The organism is Gemmatimonadota bacterium (assembly GCA_026702745.1).
In the GTDB taxonomy this organism is placed as follows: Bacteria; JAAXHH01; JAAXHH01; order JAAXHH01; family JAAXHH01; genus JAAXHH01.
On sequence record JAPPBT010000068.1, the window covers coordinates 42484 to 68050 of the forward strand.

Annotated in this window: 14 protein-coding genes; 1 reads left to right on the plus strand and 13 read right to left on the minus strand. The window is 63.0% G+C overall.

Annotation, left to right across the window (positions count from 1 at the left end; genetic code table 11):
• Positions 1-55: 55 nt before the first annotated feature.
• The 8 genes from OXH56_11800 to OXH56_11835 form a co-directional block, all read right to left on the minus strand.
• Positions 56-988: a ferredoxin--NADP reductase gene (locus tag OXH56_11800; protein MCY3555988.1), complete on the minus strand. Its 933-nt coding sequence runs from the start codon at positions 986-988 to the stop codon at positions 56-58.
• Positions 989-1073: 85 nt separating this feature from the next.
• On the minus strand, positions 1074-4541 hold the full coding sequence (locus tag OXH56_11805) for a DPP IV N-terminal domain-containing protein (protein MCY3555989.1): 3468 nt from the start codon (positions 4539-4541) through the stop codon (positions 1074-1076).
• Positions 4542-4784: 243 nt separating this feature from the next.
• The gene (locus OXH56_11810; GenBank protein MCY3555990.1) at positions 4785-7568 is read right to left on the minus strand and encodes a TonB-dependent receptor; all 2784 of its coding nucleotides are present in this window, start codon (positions 7566-7568) and stop codon (positions 4785-4787) included.
• Between the two features lie 169 nt (positions 7569-7737).
• Positions 7738-10572 carry a TonB-dependent receptor gene (locus OXH56_11815; GenBank protein ID MCY3555991.1) on the minus strand — a complete coding sequence of 945 codons (2835 nt, stop codon included), beginning with the start codon at positions 10570-10572 and terminating at the stop codon, positions 7738-7740.
• A gap of 67 nt (positions 10573-10639) precedes the next feature.
• Complete coding sequence (locus OXH56_11820) at positions 10640-11953, minus strand: NCS2 family permease (GenBank protein ID MCY3555992.1); 1314 nt, start codon at positions 11951-11953, stop codon at positions 10640-10642.
• Positions 11950-12993 (minus strand): tRNA (adenosine(37)-N6)-threonylcarbamoyltransferase complex transferase subunit TsaD, encoded by a 1044-nt coding sequence (gene tsaD, locus OXH56_11825; GenBank protein ID MCY3555993.1) that lies wholly within the window; start codon positions 12991-12993, stop codon positions 11950-11952. The genes OXH56_11820 and tsaD overlap by 4 nt, the downstream gene beginning before the upstream one ends.
• Positions 12994-13260: 267 nt before the next feature.
• Positions 13261-14109, minus strand: coding sequence for a proline dehydrogenase family protein (locus OXH56_11830; GenBank protein ID MCY3555994.1), 849 nt, complete (start codon positions 14107-14109; stop codon positions 13261-13263).
• 67 nt (positions 14110-14176) lie between these two features.
• Positions 14177-15853 (minus strand): sulfatase-like hydrolase/transferase, encoded by a 1677-nt coding sequence (locus OXH56_11835; GenBank protein ID MCY3555995.1) that lies wholly within the window; start codon positions 15851-15853, stop codon positions 14177-14179.
• A gap of 441 nt (positions 15854-16294) precedes the next feature.
• Between OXH56_11835 and OXH56_11840 the strand changes: the two genes are divergently transcribed.
• Positions 16295-18967, plus strand: coding sequence for a DUF5916 domain-containing protein (locus OXH56_11840; GenBank protein ID MCY3555996.1), 2673 nt, complete (start codon positions 16295-16297; stop codon positions 18965-18967).
• 49 nt (positions 18968-19016) lie between these two features.
• Here the strand turns inward: OXH56_11840 and OXH56_11845 are convergent, their stop codons facing one another.
• The 5 genes from OXH56_11845 to OXH56_11865 form a co-directional block, all read right to left on the minus strand.
• Positions 19017-19343 (minus strand): mannonate dehydratase, encoded by a 327-nt coding sequence (locus OXH56_11845; protein MCY3555997.1) that lies wholly within the window; start codon positions 19341-19343, stop codon positions 19017-19019.
• Complete coding sequence (locus OXH56_11850) at positions 19310-20002, minus strand: mannonate dehydratase (protein MCY3555998.1); 693 nt, start codon at positions 20000-20002, stop codon at positions 19310-19312. The genes OXH56_11845 and OXH56_11850 overlap by 34 nt, the downstream gene beginning before the upstream one ends.
• Before the next feature lies 1 nt (position 20003).
• Complete coding sequence (locus OXH56_11855) at positions 20004-21950, minus strand: DNA topoisomerase IV subunit A (protein ID MCY3555999.1); 1947 nt, start codon at positions 21948-21950, stop codon at positions 20004-20006.
• Positions 21951-21956: 6 nt separating this feature from the next.
• Positions 21957-23678 (minus strand): toprim domain-containing protein, encoded by a 1722-nt coding sequence (locus OXH56_11860; protein MCY3556000.1) that lies wholly within the window; start codon positions 23676-23678, stop codon positions 21957-21959.
• 722 nt (positions 23679-24400) lie between these two features.
• Positions 24401-25558 (minus strand): acyl-CoA dehydrogenase, encoded by a 1158-nt coding sequence (locus OXH56_11865; GenBank protein ID MCY3556001.1) that lies wholly within the window; start codon positions 25556-25558, stop codon positions 24401-24403.
• Positions 25559-25567 lie beyond the last annotated feature (9 nt).

Genomic DNA, 25567 nt, shown 5'->3' on the forward strand with positions numbered 1-25567 from the left:
GGCCTCTTCGTCCTCTTCGTCATTCAGGATGCGACCCGACGAGCCGGACCGTGGACTACCAGTATTCCTCGAAGTGAATGTTGCCCTTGTCCCTGCGATGATCCGCCTTGAATCCACGGGATTCCAGCAATTCCACCATGCCGGTGGGCGAGGGGTACGACTTGTCGCCCTCCCTGGTATAGTTGGGCACGCCGATCATGTCGGGGTTTCCGCAGATGTACACGTGGGTCCTTTCAGGATCCAGGGCGATCCCGGTATGATCCTCCAACTCCCCGGTGCTGACCAGATCCTGTATATACACCTTGCGGTTTAGGTTGTGGGCTTCCCGGGTGGTCAGCGTGATGTAATGGTAGTTCGGATGAAGGTGTTCCAGGCGCTCGTTGGTGGACTGGTAACCCAGGTCCCGGGCGTATCGCACGCACACCACCGAAATAATCTCCGGCTTGTGGCCGTTGCGCATCAGTTCGGCGATCATGCAGTTGTGGGGCGCTTCGCCGGTGCCGGTCGCGGCGAAGATGACCTGGTCGTCCGGACCAACGTGTTCCAGCGTGTAGTGGCCGGTCACCTTCGGCCCCATCCAAAGGCGGTCGCCTTCCTTCAGCATCCACAGCCTCGGCGTGAGGGAGGGGTCCTGGCCTTCTTCGCCGTCGCGGGCCACGAGCGTGATGTAGAACTCGTAGTAGTCCATGTCCGCCGGATCCATCAGTTGGCGGGGATCGTCCTCGTACATGGGAAAAGACATGGAGTAGGCGCGGCGGACGAGTTTCGTCTTGAGGTTCTCGTTAACGTCCTCGTTGTGTTCGGGATCGTTGGTGGGTTCCCAGTCACCCAGGCCGAGCGTGGTGTACTGACCGGGCTTGTACGGCGGAAGTTCTTCGTCCGGTTTCACCCGGATGATCCAGAGTTCGGGATTCAGTTCCTGGATTTCAGTCAGCGTGGCGTTATAGTGTTGCTCCCTTAAGGCCCTGATCTCTTCTGACGTAAGCATGTATACCTGCCGTATCTCCGCGTTCAGGCAAAGGTGAACCAACGAGGGATTAAACCGGCCGGCCGGCCGGTTTGCGGGGAGCGTCCTAGAAATCGGCTCCGATCGTAAAGAAGAACTGGGTATCGTTCAGCGCATGCCTCAGCCGGTACGAACGCGTGCCGGGGAACTCGGACTCGAGCCCCCGGGGGACGTTGGCCACGTTTTCGTTGTTGTACCATGCAGGCCGCCTTCCCAGGTCGAATTGGCGGGCGATATCGAACTTCAGGATCAGGAAGCCGACACGCGAGCGCATGCCGATGCCATAGGCCACCGCGAGCGGTCCGCCCGACAGCTCTTCCATCGTGCGCGGCCCCAGGCCGTTGTCCCGCACCAGGGTGCCGTCGACGAATTGACCCACGTTGGGATAGCCGGCATACTGGTTGGCCTGGGTCGAACTGGTGGTCTGGTCCCAGGCGGCGCCCGCGTCCACGAACAGCGATCCGCGGATCTGCTGGAAGGCCAGCGGCAGCGGCCAGCCGAAGGCGAGGACCTCGATCAGGGGAAACCGGAACTCTGCGTTGACCAGCGCGACCTTGCTCCCCCAGACGGACCAGTGGTCCGCCCCACGGAAGTTGAAGGGACCGCCGAAAGGATACAGTTCCTGGTCCCGCCCGTCGCTGCTCAGTCCGTACAGGCGAAAGGCGAAGGCGTAACGCTGCAGGACGTTGTAGTAGACGCGGTAGTCCGCGATGGTCCGCGTGAACTGCAGCTCACCGAACGTCGGCGTCACTTCGATGCGGCCGCGGGCGCCGGCGATCGGACCGGTTGGCCCGTACAGCGTGTGATCCGTGACCAGGGCGGCGGTGGGCTGGATGAAGTTGACGCTTCCAAGGCTTCCGCGCCTGTTCCGCCGGATGCCGAAGTAATTGAAACTGATGTCCACCAGTTCACGGGAACGATTGACGCCCTGGATCCCCAGTTCGAACCGGTTGAACTTGCTGAAAGGACGGCTCAGGTAGAACTGGACGCCGCGGTTGATCTGGGTGGTCACCTGGGAAATCCAGGGACTCTGGTAAGCGCGGAACAGGTCGTAGCTGTACTGGAACGCCGCCACGCTCCAGTTGATGCGCCGCGTCAGATTGGTATACTGGAGCAGCAGGTTCGCGTCCGTCAGGGACCCGAAAACGTTGGCGCCGACGAGTATCTTGTGGTTGTTCAGTATGTCGCTGAAGGAAAGGACGGAACTGCCCACGAGTCCGACGTGTGTTGAATAGCCGGCATTTCCCCCCAGGTAGTCCAGTCCGAAACGGGGGGAGTATTTCCGCTTCTTGAACGTGCCGTCGGTCCAGGCGGTGGTATCCGGCAACTCACCCCCGGGACCGATGCCCCCGGCTATGGGTCCGAAGGGGAACTGCGGCGTCTCCAGGAGGCCCGAACCCGTATACGATTCGGGCAACTCTCCGGGCGCGGCCGACTCCGTGGCGGACGTCGTGTCCGGCGGCGTGGTAAGCACGGTCTGGATCGTGGTCACCTTTTCCCGTTCCGGGGTCCCGGACGGTGGTCCCGCCTCAGAGGCGGTGTCCGGCGAAGTGGTCGGCGCGGTGTCCACCGTCGCCGCCGGCGAAGTACCTGCCACGTCCCCGGAGGCTGTTTCTTCCGATGATCCCTCCGCGACCCCGGCGGCCGATTCTTCCGATGATCCTTCCGCATCCCCGGAGGCAAGGGGTACATCCGGTGGTTCGGTTCTCAGGGGCGGCGCCAGTTGCTGCGCATCGGGCGACGCACCGGGCGTCGCCGCTTTTTCGTGATCATAGGGCTCCTTCATCAACGACTCGGGGTCGCTGATGGAAAACAGGTCGAATCCCCCCCAGGACAGGGCGGAGAAGACCATGCGGTTCGACTTCTGCGCCCAGCTGATGGCGGGTCCGGCGGCCGTTACGTTGGTCACCCCGGTCAGTACGTTGGTAATCTGGTAGGTCTCGCCGTTCTCCATGTCCCGGATGAATATGTTGGACACGCCGGTGCGATTGGAAATGAACGCGATTTTGCTGCCGTCCGCCGACCACTGCGGCGAAATGCTCTTGCCGATCTGATCCGGGACCTTCTCGACCTCTCCCGTTTCCAGATCGTACAGCGCGAGCTGCTGGTATCCAAAGGTGAGCGTACGGAAATCGGTCACGTCGCCCCGGTCCGTGGAAAAGGCGATTGTCTTGCCGTCCGGCGACCATACGGGGTCCCGGTCCGTGTACCGGTCCCGGGTAAGGGCCTTCAGGTTCCCGCCCGCGGAATCCACCACGTACAGGTCGGACTGCCCTCCCTGGAGACCGACGAAGACCAGCTTTTCGCCGTCCGGCGACCAGCTCGGTGACGTGGCGCCGTCGAGATTGACCCTGATGCGCCGGATCACCTTTTTCTTTCTGACGTCCATGATATACAGGGCGTCCCGCGCCCCCACCTTGGCCGGGAAGGCGATGTACTGCTCATCGGGCGACCAGGATATGGACGTGGAAAAGAACCGGAGGGACTCGAAGTCGGCCGAGCGTTCGCCTTCGACCAGCTTGGAGATGACCTCGCCGTTGATGGCGGAGGCCAGGTATATATCGTTGTACAGGCTTCGGTTGGATATGAAGACCAGCTTGTCGCCCCGCGGCGAAATCGCCGGGGCGAGGTGCAGGCCCGCCCTGGATTCCCGGACGTCGGTCAGTTGCCGGGCGAAGGCCTGCGGCTTTTCGTAGTCCTCGATCTGTGGCAGGTAGGTCTTGCGCACGTGCTCGTTCCACTCGTCGGACAGCCGCTCGATGTCCTTGCCGATGGACGAGCGGAAGGCTTCGTTCACGTTTCGCATGCGGGCCGTCTTTCGGAGTATCTCGCCGATCTTCCGATCTCCGTACCGGTCGCCGATGTAGGCGAACAGCGCCTGGCCGAACCGGTAGACGCCGAAACTGTAGTCCATGGCGGGGATGGACGGGGGCAGATAGCCCTGCAGCGCCGCATCGCGCAGCCACATGTGGGTATAGGCGTCGATGCGCCCGAGCGACAGGTATTCGGCCATGCCCTCCATGAACCACAGCGGAGCGACGAAGGCCATGGGATTGAGGATGGAGACCCCTGGTCCAGCGCCGTAGATCACGTCTCCCTGGAAGGCGTGAACGAGTTCGTGGGTGAGTACGTGTTCCAGTTCCGCGTAGGATCCCGTGAAGGGCAGCAGTATGCGGTTCTTGTTGAATTCCGTCACGCCGCCGGTGCCCTCGCTGATAAATCCGGGCAGGACGTTGGTCTGCTGGAAATCGGTATGGGACGCGTACAGGATGATCGGAACCTTGTCGCTGAACCGGTGCTGCAGGATGCGGCTCAGGCGGTTATACGAACGTTCCGCCATCCTGGCGGCATCGTAGGCGGCCTCTTCTTCTCCCTGGTAGTAGTAGATTTCGAAGTGGGGCGTGGAGATGATTTCCCACTGGAAGTCGCGGTACTGGACCTTGTTCCGGCCGAAGTACTCTCCCTGGGCGAGCACGGCCGCAGGAGTGGCCAGCAGGCACAGAATCGCCAGTATAAACCGCAACCGATGAGGCATTTCAGGTCTCCTTGAGGATGGACACATCATACGGTCGGCCGCACTCCGTGTCAAGCCAATATTGGACCGGGTCCCGCGTCCCGCACGCAGGAGGGAGCCCATTCCGCGCGCGTCCATTTACGCGTACGCGTCCATATTGGATTGCACGAAATACCACGGATATAGTTTCGATTTAATGGAAGCGCTTCGGCATGCGCGCCGCGCGGAAACCCGAAAAGCGGCCGCCGGTGCAAGTGAGGTCCGTCAGAACCGCACGGCCACGCCCGCGGAAAGCAGCCGGCCGATTTCCGGGGCGCCGACGAAGGCACGGTACTTCGTGTTCAGCAGGTTGCTGGCTTCCACGCTGAAGGTGATCGCGGAAAACTGGTAGGCGGCGTTGGCGTCCACCACGGCGTAGGCGTCAACAGGACCGGCGTAGACGCCGTCCAGCATCGGGAAGGAACCGCGGTAGCTGATCTTGCCGCCCAGGGTCAGCGGCATCCCGGAGGGGCGGTACGTAATGCCTCCGCTGAACTTGTGCTTCGGGGAATTCAAGGGAACGTCGCCGAGGTTCTCCACGTTCTCGAACAGATTCCGGTGTATATACGAATAACTGCCCGTAATGTGCCATGACCGGTTGGGGAACCAGGATAACCCCAGGTCGGCGCCGTAGACCGTGACGTCGCCGAAATTCCGGTAGGTCAGGGCGACCGCCGTCGGGTCGGACGCCTGCTCCGGCGTAACGGTACCGAAGGGAATCAACGCGGCGCCGTCCGCGATCTGGTCGATGTACCGGTCGATCTCGTCCGTGTAGTCGCCATTCCCGTTGCCGCCGAAAGCGGCCGTGTCGAGAAACCGGATCAGGCCGGCCAGTTGTACGTTCGCGGGGTCCGCCAGGTAGTCGGCGATGCCCTGGTTCAAGGCACTTCGGAGGGAACCTTCGTCGAGAAACACCGAGGGCGTGAAGATCCAGAGCGGCAAGGTGTAGTCGTTCATCTGCGTGCGATAGAAATCGGCCGCGAGCACCAGCTTGTTCCGGACAATGCCCTTGTACCCGAACTCGAGGGTCTGCGAGATGGTCGGCCGGATCTTGTCGATGTCCTGGACCTCCGAGACGTCGTATGGATCGAATCCCTGCGTTTCGGGGTTGAGCAGTTGCAGGCTGTTCGTCAGGCCGTGGAGCCGCTCGGGTATCACGCCGGTGAACTGGGCAGCCAGCTCGGGGGTGACCAGGCCGCCACTGTCGTTACCCAGCTGCTGGATCAACTCCTCGACCACGAGTTCCCTTGCCGCGCTCCACAGCAGGTTGTTGGCTTCCGGATCGTCGAGCCGCAGGTAGGTATCCCTTGAAAGCCCGGCCGTGATGGCGAAGGGCGACCGGTACATGGGCAGGCCGCTCTCGTCGCGGCGGAAGGTAAAGGGATTGCGCGCGCCGTACGACCGGATGTCGATGGAGTTGTCCGGACCCAGGCCCAGTCCTCCGAAATAATCGCCGAATTCGAACGCGTCGACAACCGCCCTGATGTCCAGCGACATCGTGGTCACTGTCGGCGTGTTGAACGCCCGGTTGTAGGTGACCCTGAACGTGTTCTCCGGATTGGGCTTCATCACTACGGCCGCGCGCGGCGAGAATACCGGGTTGTCCAGTCTGCTGTGCCGGTCGAGGCGGCCGGCGAGCATCAGGCTCACCTGGTCGGTGAACCGGGTCTCGCTCTGGAGGTAGGCCCCGAATTCGTCGGTGTCGTCATCGTCCTCGTAGGCTCCGTGGATGGTCCCTTCGGTCTGTGGTCGGGTAAGCAGCAGGTCCACGCCGTAGATGAACTGCTGTCGAAGGCCGATATCCGAGGTGTTCTGCAGTTGCATCACGGTCAACGACGACTTGTCCACCACGCCGTCGCCGGTGCGCAGCAATTCGGTAGCCCCCGCGTCGCTCTTGTTGTAGAAGAACTGGCCGAACCAGCCCCTGTACTGCATGCGGCCCTGGTAATAGCTGTACACCCAGTCCTTGCCCTGGGCCGATCCCTGGCCCGTCATCTGGATGCTGGAGCTTTTGGAATACCCCGCCGAACCGATGAACGTCAGTTCCTCCGATGGACGGATGTCGACCCTGATCTCTCCGTACTGGCCCCCGACGTCGAGATTGCGCGGCACGACCTCGGCAGGATCGTGGTGTTCCCAGTCCCGTGCCTTCAGGTACTTCCCCGAGATCTTGAGACCGATCATGTCGTTTACGCTGCTGGCATGGCGGAAGGACGCCTTCCGCAGGTTTCGTTCGCCCCCGGAGAGGGACACGTAGTTGCCTTCCGAACCGATGGGGGACCGGGATATGATGTGCATCACACCGTTGGAGCTGTTGGGACCGTAGAGCGCCGAACCGGGACCGCGGACGATTTCTATCCGTTCGATGTCCTCGCTGGTGATGGGAATGATGTGGAAGGAATTGATCCGCAGCGACGGGATCCGTGCGAGCCTGTTGTCCACCATGGTGAGCAGGAGGCCCGACAGCGTTTTGTTGAAGCCGCGGATCACCGTGCTGGCCTGTACGATGCCCGTCTTCGCATGATCCACGCCGCTCAGGTTCTTGATGTGCTCGTCGAAGGACAGCGCTTGCGAATCCCGGATATCCTTCATCTCGACCACTTCGACGGATGCCGGGGCGTCCAGCGCTTTTTCCTGCTTGCGGGAAGCCGAGACCACGACCTCCTGGCCCACGAGCGCCGTAGCGGCCAGGACGAAATCCCGTTCCGTGCGCGCGCCGCCTTGCACCATGACCCCAGTCGCGGTTTCCGATACGTAACCCAGGAACGTAACGGTGACCTCGTACTCCCCGGCGGGAAGTCCGTCTATGCGGTACATGCCCCGGCTGTCGCTCGTCGATCCCCGCAGCCCTTCGATCGTTGGGCTCTTGACCACGACGTTGGCGCCGAAAAGCGACACCCCGTTCTCCGAAGCGATCCTGCCGGTCAGGCTGCCCGTTTCCTGCGCCGCCACCGGGATCTCCGTCATCGCCGTCATGATCACGGCCAGAATAACGCCTGCCAGTCGCATCGGAACGGTTCCTTCCTGCCGGTAAGGGCCGGGGGTATTATAGACCCCGCGCCGATGCGGTTTCAACTACCGTTACGCGTCGGCGCGGTCGGTCTTTACTTGTGTGCGTAATTACTTATAGAATAAGAAAATACGCGGATTTGTCAAGCGATTTATCGGTCGATTGCGGTCAGAAACGCACCGCGAGACCTGCCATGACCAGGCGCCCGATCATCGGCGCTCCGACGAAGGCCTGGTACTGCTTGTCGAGCAGATTGCTGGCCTCCACGCTGAACGTAACCTTCGAGAAATCATAGGAAGCGCTCACGTCCACGACGGTATGGGATTCCACGTCGCCGACGTAGACGCCGTCGGCCATTTCAAAAGCGCCGCGGTAACGCATGCGGGCGCCGAGGTTGAGCGGCAGGCCGGACGGCTTCAGGCCGAGCGCAAGGGACAGCTTGTGCTTTGGCGCGTTCAATGGAATGTCGTCGATGCCGTCCACTTTCTCGAACAGGTTCTCGTTGATGAAGGAATAGCTGCCCGACAGGTTCCAGATATCGTTGGGATAATAGGAGAACCCGAGATCCGTACCGTAGTACGAAACTTCACCGAAGTTGCGGTAGGTCAGCATCACGGCATTGGGGTCGGTGGCTTCCTCCGGGGTCACCGTGCCGTAGGGGATCGCGGCCGCCGTACTCACGAAGATCCGGGTCAGCTCGTCTACCGGCGACCCGCTTCCGTCGCCGCCCACGCCGGTGGCCGGATCATCGAGCACCGCGAGCGCCCCGGCCAGCTGCGCGTTCTCAGGCAGGGCCAGTTGCTGCGCGATACCGGCGCCCAGGGCCGAGGCCAGCGGACCGGGATCCAGGAACACGTTGGGGGTCACGATGTGTATGGAACTGATGAAGTCGTGGATCTTGTTCCGGTAGAAATCCGCGGTCAGCACCAGCTTGTTGCCGACGACGCCCTTGTAACCTACTTCAAACGTCTCGGTAATGGACGGTCTCATCGGGTCTACGTCCCTGACCGATGCCGGGTCTACGGGATTGAATGTACCCGTCCCCGTGTCCAGTACGCCCAGTGCATTCGTGAGCCCCGGCAGGGCGGACGGGATGACGCCCGGGAACGCGGCGGCCAGCCCTGCCGCCTGCTGGGCCGCGAGCTGCGCGGCGTTCGGTGCCGGAAGACCGAGCGAAATCAGGTACTGCGTGATGATGGGGACCGCCAGCCCCTGGAGCTGCGGCGTAAGCTGCGCCAGCACGGCCCCACGGGCCACGCCCCAGAGGAGATTGGTACTGGCCGGATCGTTCATGGGCAGATAGGTGTCCGCGGGCAGCCCCGCCACGGGGGCGAAGGGCGACCGGTACATGGGCAGGCCGTTGTCTCCGCGCCGGAACGTGAACTGCGAGTTGACGCCCTGTGTGCGCAGATCGATGGTGCGGTCCGGCCCCAGGCCCAGGGCGGCGAAGTTCGCGCCCAGGCCGAACGGATCGGAACCCGCGATCAGATCGAGGAAGTAATGCACGGAACTGGGCGTGCCGAAGGCCCGGTTGTACGTCAACCTGAGCGTACTCTCCGGCGAAGGCTTGATAACCAGAGCCGCCCGGGGCGAGAACACCGGGTCCTCGATCTTGCTGTGCTCGTCCAGCCGGCCGGCCAGCATCAGGCTGACCTGGTCGTTCAGGGTCGTTTCGCTCTGCACGTACAGCCCGTATTCGTCCAGGTTGTCGCGGTCTTCGAACTGACCGTGGGTCGTGTTCCCGGTGTTCGGCCGGGTCAGCAGCACGTCGGCTCCATAGGTGAACTGTTGCCTGTCACCCAGCGCGAGGTTGTGCTGAAGCTGCATCACGGTCAACCTCGAGGTGTCCACGATCGGCTGGGTGGTCCGGAGGAGCTTGGTATCGCCCGCGTCGTTCATGTTGAGAAAGATCTGCGCGAACCATCCCTTGTACTGCGAGCGGGCCTGAAAGAACCGGGTGGACCAGTCGACGGCCTGGGCCGCGCCCTGCCCGGTCATCTGGATGGCCTTGATCCGGGAATACCCCGCCGACCCGATGATGGACAAGTCGTCGGTCGGACGCAGGTCGATCCGGACTTCCCCGAGCAGGCGTTCGTTGTCGTTGTCCCGGGGAATGACTTCCAGGGCGTCTTCGTATTCCCACTCCCGGGCCTTCGAGTATTCGCCGGAGACCTTGAATCCTATTTTGCCGTCGACGCTGCTGGCGTGTCGGAAGGTCGCCTTGCGCAGGCTGCGTTCGCCGCCGTAAAGGGAGACGGCGTTGCCCTCCGAACCGATGGGCGAGCGGGTCACGATGTGCATCACCCCGTTCGCGCTGTTGGGACCGTAGAGGGCGGACCCCGGCCCGCGGACGACCTCGATGCGCTGGATGTCCTCGCTCGTCAAGGGAATGGCGCTGCCCATGTTGAGCCGGAGCGAGGCGATGCGCGCGATCCGGTTGTCCACCATCTGCAAAAGGGATCCGGTGAAGGTGCGGTTGAATCCCCGGATCACGGTTGAGCTCTGTGAAACGCCGACCTTGGCCTGGTCCACGCCGCCCAGGTCCTTGATATAGTCGGTTACCGACAGGGAAGGCCGGTTCATGATCTCGTCCAGCTCCACCACGGAAATGGAGGCCGGCGCGTCGAGCAGCTTCTCCTGCTTGCGCGACGCGGAAACCACCACCTGCTCGCCGATCAGCGTCGTAGCCGCAAGGCCGACGTCCAGCGTGGTGGTCTGGCCGCCGCGGATCATCACGCCGGCCGTGGTGACGGATTCGTAACCGAGGAAGGAAGCGGTCACCTCATAGACACCGGGCGGCAGGCCGTCGATGCGGAACGCCCCTTCGCCGTCGGTCGTCGTTCCCCGCAATCCTTCGATCGCATCGCCTGCGACAGTGATATTGGCGCCGAACAGCGCCATGCCGTCATCGGCGGCGATTCTGCCGGCCAGGCTGCCGGTTTCCTGGGCCGCCGCCGGCCATACACTGAACAGCAAGAGCAGAACCACGCTCGTAATGCGCATGATGTATACCTCCCCACGGTAGCTGATGGTGATTGGAGGCCACTGGTACAGGCCCGTAAACTTCAGATCACTCCATAAAAACGTAACGTGCGATAAAGACAAGCGCCAGGACGTCGACGAGCGGATGCACGTCCGCGCCTCTGCCGCTCAGTCTCTTGATGACCGGATAGGCGACGAAACCCACGGCCAGCCCGTCGGCGATGCTGAACGTCAATGGTATCGAAATCAACGTCAGGAATACGGGGACCGCTTCTGTCGCGTCGCTCCAGTTCACCCGCGCCGCCGCGGCCATCATCAGCACGCCCGTTACGATCAGGGCCGGCGAGGTGGCGAAAACCGGTATGGATTCGACCAGGGGCGCCACGAACAACGTGCCGAGGAACAGGAAGGCGACGACCAGGCTGGCGAATCCCGTCCGCGCCCCGGAAGATATGCCGGTAGCGCTCTCGATGTAGGTGGTCACGGTCGATGAGCCCAGCACACTGCCGAAAACCGTCCCGACGGAGTCCGCAAGCAGCGCGCGGTTGGCCCGGGGCAGCCGGCCCTGTCGGTCCAGGAAACCTGAACGTTCCGAGAGGCCGACCAGCGTGCCCATGGTATCGAACAGGTCCACGAACAGGAAGGCGAAGACGAGATGGAGAAACATCGTGTCCAGGGTATACGGCAGGTGGACGATCGCCTCCCCGAAGAGGGTTGCCGGCCAGGCGGGCAGGCTGAGCACGCCCGCAGGCCAGGGCACCACACCGATGACCATGGCCAGGATGGCGACCCCGGCGACACCCAGCAGGATCGCGCCGCGAATGCCCCGGGCGAGCATGACGCCGATACCCGCCAGACCGACGAGCGTAAGCACGAACGGCCAGGAACGCACGGCCCCCAGGTCGACCAGGGTGACCGGATCGTCCACGATGATGCCGGCGTTCCTGAGACCGATGAACGCGATGAACAGCCCGATACCGGCCGCCGTCGCGCGCTTGAGGGGTTCGGGCACCGCCGTGATGATGGCTTCCCTCACGCGCAGTACGGTCAACAACAGGAAAAGGAGACCCGACGCCAGCACCACGGCGAGCGCGATGCGCCAGTCCACCCCCATGCCCAGCACGATGGTATAGGTGAAAAAGGCATTGAGCCCCATGCCGGGCGCGAGGGCGAAGGGGTAGTTCGCCAGCAGCGCCATCAAAAGCGTGCCGATGGCGGCGGACGCGCACGTGGCGAACAGGAGTTCTCCGAACAAGTCCTGGCCTATCGCCTCCGACAGCATGGCGGGGTTTACCGCCACGATGTAGGCCATCGCCATGAAGGTGGTCAGGCCGCCGGTGGCCTCGGTCCGCCAGTCCGTGTTGTGTTCGTCGAACCTGAAGAATGTCGCGATACGGTTCATGGCCGCCCTGTCCCACCGTTCGGCCCTGCGCCGTTTACATCCGCCAGGCGCGCGCGGGGCTGGACGGAAATCGAGAGTCCGTCCCGCTGCCCGTTGCGAAACCGGTAGGCCCCGGCCGCCGCGATCATGGCGCCGTTGTCCGTGCACAGAATGGGCGGGGGATAGACCACCCGGAGCCCCGATTCGGCGCCTTTTTCCGTCATCCGCTCGCGCAGCCGGCTGTTGCACGCCACGCCTCCCGTGATCAGAATGGCGTCTACGCCGGCGGCCGAGGCGGCGGCCACGGCCTTGTCGACCAGCACGTCTACGACGGCTTCCTGGAAGGACGCGGCGATGTGGGCGCGGTCGCGGTCGATCTCCGCTTCGGTCTGTCCCGAAAGATACATGCGTATGGCGTTCTTCAGGCCGCTGAAACTGAACTCGAAACCGTCCGGATCCAGATAGGTCCGGGGAAAGTCCAGGAACCCGGGGTCTCCGTCGCGCGACAACCGGTCGATGACGGGGCCGCCGGGATACCCGATCCGCATCAGCCTGGCGACCTTGTCGAAGGCCTCGCCGGCCGCGTCATCGCGCGTGTTGCCCAGGATGCGATACCGGCCCCAGTCCTCGACGAGCACCAGTTGCGTGTGTCCGCCGGATACGACGAGCGCGATGAAGGGCGGGGCGAGTTCCCCGTCGGCCAGACGCCCCGCGAACACGTGGCCCTCGATGTGGTTTACGCCGACCAGGGGTTTCCCCATGGCCATCGCGATGGATTTGACCGTGGAAAGTCCGATCAGCAGACAGCCCGCCAGACCGGGGCCATAGGTCACGGCGATGGCGTCCAGGCCGTCGGGTTCGCAGGAGGCCTGTTGCAAGGCCGATTCGATCGCGGGCAGCAGAAGGGCCAGGTGGGCCCGGGAGGCCAATTCCGGCACGACGCCCCCGTATTCGACGTGTATGCCCTGCGAGGAGATCACGTTGGACAGGACGGTCGTTTCATCGCGTACGACGGCGGCCGCGGTTTCATCACAGGAGGTATCGATTCCGAGGATGTGCATGGCCCCTCGATCGGCTCACTTCTGAGACTGCGCCGTGGTCTGCCGAAACGGATGTCGCCGTTGTCGATGCGGAAGTTAAATCCTCATACCGGACTGGTGCGCGCCCAGGCCTTGTACACGATCGCCGCGAAATATGAAACTGCCGCGAATTGTTTACAAATTATGGTATCACGGACGCGACGTTGTCAATGATTATACGGCGGAAATGGCGCACGGGCCACAGTGAGCCGCGGGAAGGCAGACCCGAATCGTCTCGCGGGACCGGTCTCAGCTTCGGACCAGGTTGCGCAGGACGAACCATACGTTTTCCTTGCGTTCCCTGAGCCTCCGGTAGAAGTAGGGCATCCACTCCGTTCCGAAGGGCACGTAGACGCGCATGCGGAATCCCCTTCCTCGCATTTCCTTCTGGAACCCCTGACGCAGACCGTAGAGCATCTGGAACTCGAATCCATCCCGCGGGACCTCCAGTTGCTCGGCGTACCGTATCACGCCCTCGATCAGGTAATCGTCGTGCGTCGCGAAAGCGGGAAAATGGCCGTCTCGCAGAAGCTGTTCAGCCATAGAAAGAAACGCGCCGCGGATGTTGGGCATCCGCTGAAGTGCCAGGTCGGAGGGTTCCCGGTAGGATCCCTTGCACAGCCGAACGCGGGCCCCGATCTTGTTGAGCACGAAGATGTCGTGAGGACTGCGCAGCAGCATGGCCTGGATCACCACGCCGGAGTTTTTGTGACTTTCGTACAGGCTATAAAAGGTATCCAGGGTCTGCTGCGTGTAGGGCGAGCCCTCCATGTCCAGCCGGACAAAGATGTCCCGTTCCTTCGCGGCTTCCAGGATCCGTCCCAGATTGTCTACGCAGTACGCCTCGTCTATATCCAGTCCCAGGTGGGTGAGCTTGACGGAGATATTGGCCTGGAGCGCGCCGTCCCGGATCAGGTCCAGCATGACGAGATACTGGCTGACGGCCTCGTCCGCCTCTTCCCGTTCACGGGTCGCTTCGCCGAGCATGTTCAGGGTCACGTCGAGCCCGTCGTCGTTTAACGACCGGACGACTTCGACCGCGGCCTCGAGGGATTCTCCCGCGACGAATCTTCTGGCGAGGAAGAACAACCGGCTCATATCAGCTCCGTTACCTTATCAGGCGGATCGGTCGGGCCTCGCGGACCAGGCGGACCAGGCCGACCGCCTACGCCGTGAAGGGATCGCGCCCGAATCCGGGGCGGCGCGCATAGGTCCACGCGACCCGGCTCACGTCCTCGTTGGACATGCGCCAGTCAAGCAGTCTCACACGGAGGTCCCGGACCGCGTCAGCATAACGCGGATCTCCGGCCACATTACGAAGTTCACCGGGATCCCTTTCCAGGTCGAAGAGCACGTCCGGCATGCCGTTGAAATGCCAGTACTTGAACCGATCGTCCCGTACCATCCATCCCCGGCACTTCTCCGGCGGGATGCCGAGCTTCTTCGGCGTCCAGTAGAACCGGAAATCCCAGTCCGCGAAGACCGCTTCGCGCCAGTCGGCCGGGCGTTCGCCCCTCAGGAAGGGAACGAGGGACCGGCCCTGCAGAGCGGGCGGCATGCCCGATCCGCCCGGTGCGCTGGATCCGCCCGTTGCGCTGGACCCGCCCGTTGCTCTGGACCCACCCGGTGCGCTGGATCCGCCAGGTGCGCTGGACCCGCCCGGTTCGCTGGATCCGCCGGCACCGTCCCATCCACCGGCGCCGTCCGGTCCGCCAATTCCACAGACCTCCAGGCAGGTCGGCAGGACGTCCAGGGACTCGACGAACTCGTCCATCACCCTCCCGCGCGTGGCGTCCGCGCAGGACCGGGGATCGCGGACGATGAAGGGCACGTTGTATGCTTCGTCGTAGAAGAGTTCCTTCTCGAACATCCAGTGGTCGCCCACGTATTCGCCGTGGTCGGAGGTGAAGACGATCAGCGTGTCCTCCCAGAGACCCCGGTCCTTCATGAAACCGAACAGCCTGCCCAGGTGGTCGTCGATCTCCGTGATCAATCCGTAGTAGGTCGCCCTTCGCTGCCGCCACACGTCTTCGTCGTCGTAGGCCACGCCGCCCCGTTCGATCCGGAAGGGGACGTGGAAGGGATGGGGACGCTCCAGTTCCTCCGGAGACCGGTTCGGGGCGGGGGAGTCGGCGGGATCGTACAGCGCGTTGTAAGGATAAGGCGCCACGATGGGCAGATGGGGCTTGAAGTAGGAGAGGTGCAGGAACCAGGGCGAATCCCCGGCGTCGTCCATGAAGGCCATGGCCCGGTCCGTCATGAAGGCGGTATCGCTGTCCTCCCGGCGGAAACGCGTGGGGTAGGCGGAATGGTCCCGGAAGGGAGGTCCTCCGCGGCCGGCGTCCGCGGGCATTTCCACCGCGAAAGGATCGGCGATGACGTCTTCGGCGTACCCCTTGCTCCTGAGATGGGCCAGCCAGCCCTCCCCCCTGGATTCGTTCAATTCCCAGGTTTCCAGGCCGGCCAGGGCCGCGCGGCGGAACCCCTGTTCGGGCTGCGCCTTCGGGTCGCCGAAGGGATCGGGGGTGTAGTGCGTCTTGCCGCAGAGGGCCGCCCGGTAACCCGCCTCGCCAAAGAAGTGGCCCATGGTCTTCTCGTCCGCGGGCAGGGGCACTTCGTTCCAGGGAGACCGGTTGGCGTGAGGATACCGGCCCGTGTAGAAGCACATGCGGCTGGGTCCGCAGACCGCCGACTGCACGTAGGCCCGCCGGAAGAGGACGCCTTCGGAGGCGAGATGATCGAGGTGGGGCGTTCGGACCACGGGGTGGTCGACGCCGGACATGCAGTCCGCCCGCATCTGGTCGGTCATGATGAAGAGTACGTTCGGTCGACCGGCGGGCATTTGGGATCTCCGCGCGCTGCGGGGTGCGGCCGCGCGCAGCGGCAAAAGACCGCACGACGCGACGGGCGGCAATCGTGCCGCCTGCAGGGTAATATGCAGCCGTGTTTCCCGATAGGCAAAAGCATATTCTGTTTGGACACACGTGCGGGGGATGCACGCGTGTGCGCACGCCGTCAGCCACGTAGGAAGGACGAGAGCACGCACACAGGCCCGCCGTCGGACGGGGAGAAAGGACAAGTGCATCCGCGCAGGGGAAAATCGGACAGGTTTTTGTGAATAGGATGGATAGAAAGGATGTATGCAGTACGTCTCGCCGTTCGATATCGCCGCGTGAGACCCGGGGGCGCGAAAAAACGCAACCATTCGGGTCGTTTCCCTGTCTTAGATGCAGCGCAAGAATCGATGGTCGGCGAGGACCCACAAAAGGCTGGAGGCTATACCTTGTTTCTGAACAGACTGCACCGGTGGACGATCATGTTGTCCGCCCTGATCATACTGGGACCCGTGGAATCCGAAGCACGCCAGCCGGCGCCGGAGAAACGGGTGTACAATACCCGGCACATCACGTCGCTGCCCCCCGACATCGACGGCAGGGACGATGATGCGGCCTGGGGCGACGTGGAGTGGTCCGGCGACTTTACCCAGCTGGACCCGGACGACGGCGGAGAACCTACACAGCAAACGGCCTTCAAGATCCTTTTCGACGACCATAACCTCTACGTGCTGATCCGGGCCTTCGATACCGAACCGGACCAGATTACCCACCGCGTAACCCGGCGGGACGATTTCGACAACGACTGGGTGGAGATCCATTTCGACAGCTACCACGACAAGCGCACGGCTTTTTCTTTTACGCTGTCCTCCTCCGGCGGGCGGGGCGACGAGGCCATATCGAACGACGGCAACGACTGGGACTCCAGTTGGGACCCCGTATGGTACGGCGCGTCCACCATCGACGAAGAGGGATGGCTCGCCGAGATGCGCATACCCTTGAGCCAGTTGCGGTTCTCCGGCGAGGAGGGACAGGTATGGGGCCTGCAGGTACAGAGAAGGCTGTACCGCCGCCAGGAACGTTCCGGCTGGCAGCACATCCAACGGAATTCGCCGGGCTGGGTCAGCCTGTTCGGTGAGCTGCGCGGGCTCGAAGGGATCGAGTCTTCCCATCGGATCGAGATCCTGCCCTACGTGGTGGGCGACCTCAACCGGTTCCAGGCCGAAGCGCAGAACCCCTTCCGCGACGGCCAGCGCGCCGATGGTCGCATCGGACTGGACGGCAAGATCGGGCTCGCGGGAAACATCACCATGGACCTGGCCGTGAACCCCGACTTCGGCCAGGTCGAGGCGGACCCTTCGCGGGTCAACCTGTCGGCCTTCGAACTGTTCTTCGAAGAGCGGCGGCCCCTGTTCGTCGAAGGGAAGAACATCACCGAATTCCAGGTAGGCGGCGGCGGTCCATTCTGGAACGACCGGCTGTTCTACTCGCGGCGCATCGGACGGGCTCCCCAGCGCAGCCCGGACCTCTCCGACGGCCAGACCATGGACAAGCCCCGGAATACGCCTATACTCGCCGCCGCGAAGATCACCGGCAAGACACCGGGCGGCCTTTCCATCGGCATCGTGGACGCGGTGACCGCGGAAACCGCCGCCCGGATAGACACGAAGGGCGCGAGGAGCGAGGAGTCGGTGGAACCGCTGACTAATTATCTGATCGCGCGCCTGCAGCAGGACTTCAATGACGGGGGCACGTCACTGGGCACGATGCTCACGGCGACCAACCGGAACAACAACCGGGACCACTTCGATTTCCTCAACCGGGCGGCCTACACGGGCGGGATCGATTTCCGTCACCAGTGGAGCGACCGGACCTACTGGCTCAACGCGAGCCTGTCGTTCAGCCACATCCGCGGCGAACCGGAAGCGATTACCCGCGTGCAGCGCAATTCCGCGCGGTACTACCAGCGCCCCGACGCCGACTACGTGACCCTCGACTCCACGCTGACCGCCCTGAGCGGCCATGGCGGCAGCTTCAGCGTGGGCCGGTCGGGCAACAGCCCGTGGAACATAGGCATCGGCGGAACCTGGCGGTCGCCGGGCCTCGAATTGAACGACGTGGGATTCCTTCGCCAGGCCGATGTATTCATGCAGAACAGCTGGTTCGGTTACCGGTCGGAAAAACCGGGTTGGATCTTCCGCGAGTACAACCTGTTCCTGAACCAGTGGCAGGGCTTAACCTTCGGCGGGGATCGGAAGTTCCTGGGCGGCAACATCAACGGTGGCGGCCAGTTCAACAACTACTGGTGGGTGTGGTTCAATCTGAACTCGGAGATCGAAGGCCTGTCCACCACCGCCCTGCGCGGCGGACCGGCCCTCAAATCACCGGGCAACGTGGAATTCAACTTCGACGTCGACACCGATGGACGCAAGCCGCTCAGTTTCGGCATCGGCGGCGGCCAGAACCTGCGCCGCGACGACGCGGGAAGCTCGAGATGGTTATACCTGTCCATGCAGTACCGGCCGAGTAACGCCATGAATATCCGCATCAACCCGTTTTTCGACACCGCCCGGAACGAATTGCAGTACGTGTCCAATAAGAACTTCGGCGACGCGGACCAGGCCTCCCAGGCGGACCGCTACCTGCTGGGCCGCGTCGACCAGAAGACGCTGGGGATCGGTATCCGGCTCAACTACAGTATCACCAACAACATGTCTATCCAGTACTATGGCCAGCCCTTCGTATCGGCCGGCCACTACGACCGGTTCAAGCGGATAACGGACCCGCGGGCCGATCGGTACGCAGATCGTTTCGAACTGCTTTCTGACGGCCAACTGGCCTACGACGATGCAGACGAAGCTTACCGCGTGGATGAGAATATGGACGGCCGGACCGACTATTCCTTCGACGATCCCGACTTCAACTTCCTTCAGTTCCGATCGAACCTGGTATTGCGGTGGGAGTATACGCCGGGCTCGACGCTGTTCCTCGTGTGGCAGCAGCAGCGCAGCCGCTCGGGCGGCACGGGCGAGTTCGACGCGGGGCAGGACCTGAACGACCTGTTCGATACCTATCCCTCGAACATCTTCCTTTTGAAGTTCAACTACTGGTTCTCGCTCTAGGCGGGTGACAGCAGCACGGAAGGCGGGCAGCCTGGCGGGGCGGTGTGGACTAGGCCGAAGCGGGCTGCCGCTTGTTCACCATCTCCAGCATGGCCGTCATGTAGCCGATGGCGTAGGCGCGCCCCCGGTGATGCCAGTCGGTGTCGTCCACGAAACGGGGCACGTGGTCGGTGATCATGAACCCGGTGAACCCGACTTCCTTCAGGGTCCGCATGACTTCGTAGGGATCCACGTTACCCTCGTTGATGAAGCACTCGTTGAAACAGGGCACGTTCCCCTGCACGTCACGGAAATGGACATATATGATCCTGCCGGCGCCGCCGAAGTGCCGCACGGCCTTGATCACGTAGTCATGCCCCCCATCTCCGACCAGCATCCCATGCAGAAATCCAGGCCGTGGCAGGGACTGTCGAAGGTGTCCATGGCCCGCTTGAAGCCCTCGAAGCTGCTGAAGATCCGCGCCACGCCGCCCAGCATGGGGATGGGCGGGTCGTCGGGATGCAGGGCAAGCTTGACGTTGCTTTCCTCGGCGACCGGCAGGATCCTCGACATGTAGTATTCGTAGTTGTCCCACATCTCGTCTGCAGAGAAGATCCGGCCGAAGGTGGGTTCCGCGTCCCTGTGGGCCTCGAAATCGAACCGCGTGGCCGTGGCCCCGCCGCGGAGCACAGCAGGATCGGGCGTACGCCAGACGGAGCTGGGGATCCAGTGGTAACCAAGGATGGGAATGCCGGCCTTGCCCATGTTGCGGATCGTGTACTTCATGTTTTCGATCTGTTCGTCGCGGCCCGGCAGCCCCAGCATGGCCTTGTCGTAGAAGGGGATGGGCACGTTCTCCAGGGCCATCAGGCGCAGTTCGGCGTTGTCGGCCCGTCGCTTCAGGTCTACCAGGTCCTCCAGCTCCCAGCGTTTCTCGCCCGGTAGTTTCGGCGTGTTCATGAGGAAGTCGTCGGCGCCGAGTTGCTTGATATAGGCCAGTTTCTCGTCGGTGAGCACGTTGAACTGTCCCAGGCCGATGCGCATTTCCAGGGTCATGTCAGTCCTCGCCTTGTCCGGGATCGGCCGGGGGAGCCGTGGGTTCCGCCTGCTCCTGCTTCCTGGTCAGCCTCACGCCCTTGAGCGCCTTAGGAGTCAGGCGTATGCCCTTGGCCCGGTTCCCCCGCACGGGAAAAAGCGAAAGTTCGAAGGCTTCCTCGAAGACCCGCATCCGCGGCGTGGGTTTGTAGGTGATATTCGCCATGACGTCCGTATCCGTGGTCAGTTGAAGGACTCGGCAACCCTCGGGCACAAGCTCGTATCCCCGGTTCAGAATGAACTTGTCCAGCTTGCAGCGCTTGACGTAGGGATGGCCCTTCCGGTCCCGGTAGACCATGGTGAACACCAGGTCGGGATCGACGAACCCGCAGTACAGCATGCCCTTGTCCACGAAGAGCCGTTCGATCTCGTCGTGGAGCGCGTAGGCGCCGGTTTTGCGGATCACGAGTACCCGGTCATAGGGCGACACGTCGAAGAGGGTGTCCCCGCTGCCCAGTCCGTACCCCAGGTACCCGGTGCTCCGGTCGTACTTGAGCGCCAGGTTCCGCTGCGCCGCCTCCCGGGCGTCGACCCGCTTGAAAGCGGTGATGGTCGTCCTGCGGGGAAAAGTCTCGCGGTACCGTCCAATGAGTCCTTCCAGGAGCGTGATCGCGTAGGCCGAAAGATGGCCCAGGTGATCCCTGATCTCCCGGAGGCGGCTGCGGATGGCTTTCATCTCCTCGTTGGCGCGGTTGATGTCGTACAGGGAAATCCGGCGGATCGGCACCTTGAGCAAGGTGTCGATATCCTCTGACGTCAGTTCTTTCACCTTGGCCGCGAAGGGTTCGAACCCCGCCCGGATCGCTTCGTGGATCTTATCCTGCTCCCGGACTTCCTCGATACGCTTGTAGATCCGTTCCTTGATGAAGAGTTGCTCCAGCGTTTTCGCGCGCAGCTTCGCGTGCAGCTGCTTCCGTTCGATCTTCAATTCCGCTTCGAGGACCTCCAGGAGCCGCTGCGTGTTGTGCCTGAGCACATCGGACACGGGCAGGATGCAGGGGTGGCCCGCCCGGATGACCAGCACGTTGGTGGAAATGGAGGACTCGCAGTCGGTGAAGGCGTAGAGGGCGTCGGCGGTTTCCTCGGAATGGACGCCCCGGGCCAGGCGGATCTCGATTTCCACCTCGTCCGCCGTGAAGTCGGAGATGCCGGCGATCTTCAGCTTGTTCTTCTTCGCCGCCGCCTCGATGGACGCGATCAGGCTTTCGGTGGTCGAACCGAAGGGCAGCTGGCGTATGACGATGCGCTTGGGGTCCTTCACGTCCAGCTGGGCGCGGACCATCACCTTCCCGTTGCCGTCATTGTATTCCGAAACGTCTACCAGGCCCCCCGTCGGAAAATCGGGCTGGACCTCGAAGGGCTCGTCCCGGAGGCAGGCGATCTGGGCCTCCATGAGTTCGATGAGGTTGTGCGGCATGATCCGGGTCGCCATGCTCGAGGCGATGCCCTCGGCGCCCATGGCCAGGAGGACGGGGATCTTCGCCGGAAAGGCGATGGGTTCTCTGTTGCGGCCGTCGTAGGAATCCACGTACTCGGTGATCTCCGGATCGTGCAGCACCTCCTTGGCCAGCGGCGTCAGGCGGCACTCGATGTACCGGGCCGCCGAGGCGGGGTCGCCGGTGAGGGTCGAGCCAAAATTGCCCTGCTTCTCGATGAACATGTCCTTGTTCGCGAGATTGACCAGCGAGCCGAAGATGGACTGGTCCCCGTGGGGATGGTACCGCATGGTCTGGCCCACCACGTTGGCGACCTTGTGGAACTTCCCGTCGTCCATCTCGAAAAGGGTATGGAGTATGCGGCGCTGCACGGGTTTGAGTCCGTCGTCGATCTCCGGAATCGCCCGGTCCTTGATGAAATAGGAGGCGTACTTCAGGTAGTAGTCGTCGAAGAGGGTATCGGCGTAGGCCATGGGGTCCTATACTTCGTCCAGCAGGTTCTCCACGATGTAGTCCCTGCGCTCGGGCGTGTTCTTGCCCATGTAGAAGGTGAGGGTTTCCGGTATGCTGTGGATGGAACGGACGTTGACCTTCACGAGCCGCATGTCGGCACCGATGAACTGGCCGAACTCGCCGGGCGAGATCTCGCCCAGTCCCTTGAACCGGGTCACTTCCGCCCCTCGAATCCGGTCCAGGGCCGCGTTCCGCTCCTTTTCGCTGTAGCAGTAGACGGTTTCCTTCGTGTTGCGCACCCGGAATAGCGGCGTTTCGAGGATGTGGACGTGGCCGGCGAGCACCATTTCCTCGAAGTAGCTCAGGAAGAAGGTCATCAGGAGATTGCGGATATGGTAGCCGTCGTAATCGGCGTCGGTCGCGATGATCACCTTGTTGAACCGCAGGTTCGATAACCCTTCCTCGATGCCGAGAGCCATCATGAGATTGTAGAGCTCCTCGTTCTTGTAGATGGCCGCCCGCGTACGGGAGAAGACGTTCAGCGGCACGCCCTTGAGTCCGAAGATCGCCTGGGTCAGCGGGTCCCGCGCCGAGACCATCGAACCGGCGGCCGAAGGCCCCTCGGTGATGAAGATCGAGGAATCCTCCCCGAACTTCGCGTGATCGTAGTGGTACTTGCAGTCCTTGAAATTGGGGATCTTGATGGCGATGCGCCGGGCCGCCTCGCGGGCTTCCTTCTTGACCGCGTTCAGTTCCTTCCGCAGACGTTCGTTCTGGGTGATCTTCTCCTGGATTCTCTGGGCGGACTCCTGGTTCTTGTGCAGGAAGTCCACCACGGCGCTGCGGATCTCCGAAACGAGCCAGCCCCGGATCTCGGTATTGCCCAGCTTGTTCTTGGTCTGGGATTCGAAAATGGGTTCCTTCAGCTTGATGGCGATAGCGCCCGCGATGGACTCACGAACGTCCACCCCACCGTAGCTCTTCTTGAAGTACTCGTTGACGCCCTTGAGGATGCCCTCGCGGAACGCGCTTTGGTGGGACCCGCCGTCCGCGGTGTACTGGCCGTTCACGAAGGAGAAGAGGGTCTCGCCGTAGTTGGTGGTGTGCGTGAAGGAGAATTCGATATACTGGCTCTTGTGGTACGAGGGCTCGTAGAGGACGTTCTCGCCCACCTCGGCTTTCAGGAAGTCCAGCAGTCCGTACCTGGAAACGAAGCGCTTCTTGTTGAAGACCAGGCGGAGGCCGCTGTTCAGGCAGGCGTAGTTCCACATGCGGCGCTCGACGTAATCCGGCTGGAAGGCGTATTCCCCGAAGATCTCCTCGTCGGGCAGGAACTCGACAAAGGTGCCGTCCGGCTCGTCCGCGGCGCCCTCGTTCTGCCCCTGCAGTTGTCCCCGCTCGTACACCGCCTCCGCGTAGCGCCCGTCCCTGTAGGCCACGACGCGGAAATCGACGGAAAGAGCGTTGACCGCCTTGGCGCCCACGCCGTTCAGTCCTACGCTGAACTGGAAGACCTCGTCGTTGTACTTGGCGCCCGTGTTGATGATCGAAGTGCACTCCACGACCTTGCCGAGGGGAATCCCGCGGCCGAAGTCGCGGACGCGGACGCGGTTGTCCTCGATGGACACGTCGATCTGCCGGCCGTGGCCCATGATGAACTCGTCCACGGCGTTGTCGATCACTTCCTTGAGGAGGACGTAGATGCCGTCTTCGGGGTCGCTGCCGCTTCCGAGCCGGCCGATATACATGCCGGTACGGAGCCGGATGTGTTCCAGCGACGAGAGGGTCTTGACCTTGCTTTCATCGTAGACGGCGGCGTCCGTAGCGGCCGCGGTGTCCGAAGCGTCCGCAGAGTCCGCGGCGGCCGGAGATCCGTTGCCGTCGGCGGGCCGTGCGGACGAAGATCCATTGCCGTCGGCGGGCTTTGCGGCCGGTGGTCCATTGCCTTCATCCGGTTGCGCGCCGTTTTCCGATTCGACCGGTTTCCGGTTGGTCTCGGCACCGCTGCCGCGCGAACCGTTCCCGTTGCCGGACCGGCCGTTCGCCCCTTCTTCCCGCGGCGTAAGCAGGTCGAGCTGGGTGTGCTGGTCCTCTCCGTTTCTCGAACCGTTCCGGGTCGCCATGGGTCCTTTCCCGATAGCAGATGACTGCGGCAACATGCATATCATGCCGCATCGCCATTAGAACATGTCGTGTCAGGCCATGCAGTTAGCACAATATATGGCCGTATGTCGCGCGTGTCAATATACGCTGTATGGCCGTATGCCGCGCGTGACAATATACGCTACGTCTGTTTGGTAATTTGTCAAGGAAATCCATACCCGCGTGGGTACTATTGCGCATGCCGGCCTGTGATTGGACCGGGGCGCGCAGGCCGGACGCCCCGGGACCCACTGCCGACGCCCCGGGACCCACTGCCGGACGCCCCGGGACCCACTGCCGGACGTCCCGGGACCCACTGCCGGACGTCCTAGGACCCGGCGCCGTCCGACTTCAGGATGTTCCGTGAGATGACGATCTTCTGGGCTTCGGAGGTGCCTTCGTAGAGGGTGGTGATCCGCGCGTCGCGGTAGAAGCGTTCCACGTCGAAGTCGCGGATGTAGCCGTAACCGCCGTGGATCTGAATGGCTTCGTTCGTGATCCGTATCGAGGCCTCGGAAGCGTACAGCTTGGCCATGGACGACGCCGTGATGTAGTCCTGCCCGGCGTCCTTGAGCCACGCGGCCCGGTAGGTCAGAAGGCGGGCTGCCTCGAGTTCGGTCGCCATTTCCGCCAGCTTGAAGGCGATCGCCTGAAACTCGGCGATGGGCTTGCCGAACTGGGTCCGTTCCTTCGCGTACCGCACGGAAGCGTCGTAGGCCCCCTGCGCGATGCCCAGGGCCTGGGCCGCGATGCCGATGCGGCCGCCGTTCAGGATGGACAGCGCGATGTTCAGTCCCCGGCCTTCCTCGCCCAACAAATTAGTCTGCGGCACGCGGCAATCCTCGAATAGCAACTCGCTGGTGTCCGAGCCCCGGATGCCGAGTTTCTGCTCCTGGCGGCCGACGGTGAATCCGGGGGTTCCTTTCTCCACGAGGACCATGCTGAGGCCGCGATGGCCCGTGCCGGGGGCGGTGGTCACCAGCACGAGGAGGTAGTCGGCGAAACCGCCGTTGGTCACGAAGTGTTTCTTGCCGTTGATGACGTATTCCGTGTCGTCCTTCAGCGCCGATGTGACCGTCGAGCCGACGTCTGTCCCGGCGCCGGGCTCGGTCAGCGCGAGGCAGGCCTGCGCTTCGCCGCGTCCCAGGGGCGGCAGATATGCCTTCTTCTGGTCTTCGGTTCCGAAGGCGAAGACGCCGTCGGCGAAAAGGGAGTTGTTCACCGAGACGCATACCCCGGTCGACGCGCACACCCTCGAGAACTCCTCCACGGCCAGCACGTAGCTGAGCGTATCCAGGCCCGCGCCGCCATACGTCTCGGGAACCATCATGGCCATGAAACCCATCTCGCCGAGTTCCCGGATCGTATCGTAATGCACGGTTTCGCGCTCGTCGATGTCCCGGGCGTGGGGCTTCAGTTTCTCCTCGGCGATCCGGCGGGCAGTGTCCCGCATCATGGCCTGGTCGCCGCTCAAGGCGAATTCCATCGGTCCCCC